The organism is Mesorhizobium sp. M7A.F.Ca.AU.001.01.1.1, assembly GCF_004022735.1.
GTDB lineage: Bacteria > Pseudomonadota > Alphaproteobacteria > Rhizobiales > Rhizobiaceae > Mesorhizobium > Mesorhizobium ciceri.
Genome location: NZ_RZPF01001363.1, coordinates 1 through 445, shown reverse-complemented (window position 1 = coordinate 445; position 445 = coordinate 1). Strand labels below are relative to the sequence as shown.

Sequence of the window (445 nt, the reverse complement as noted above, 5' to 3'; positions counted from 1 at the left end):
GGCATAGTCGAAGCCGGCCGTTCCGCGCAGCAGGGGGATGCCTTCCTGAGCGCCGCTGGTCAAAAGCACGTCCGTTCCCGCCTCCGCCAGCCGCAGGGCGAGCGACAGATGCAGAAAAGCGTGGTCGGCGCGCTTGCCGCCAAAGGCGCCGGCCAGCACCAGGCGGGTCGCGCCGCGCTCCAGTGCCGCGGCGACGGCAAGTTCGCCATCGGTCTGGTCCTTTTCCGCCGGGAAGGTCCGGCGCGGCACGGAAGCGAGATCGTCCGGCAGGTTGGCCGGCACCGAATCGAAATCACCCACCCACAGCTCCGGCACGAGACCCAGCAACCGCGCATGACCGATGCCGGCGTCGGCGGCGATGACGCGGGAGCCTTTGACCTGACGGTCGAGCCGTGGCGCACGGATGAGATCGCCGCCAAGCAGGATGGTGAATGTGCTCATATCG

1 protein-coding gene is annotated in these 445 nt (G+C 68.8%); it reads right to left on the bottom strand.

Annotated elements, in window-relative coordinates:
• On the bottom strand, window positions 1-441 hold a 441-nt coding region (locus EN884_RS38195; RefSeq protein WP_128361242.1), incomplete at its 3' end, for a thiamine diphosphokinase.
• Window positions 442-445: the final 4 nt, after the last annotated feature.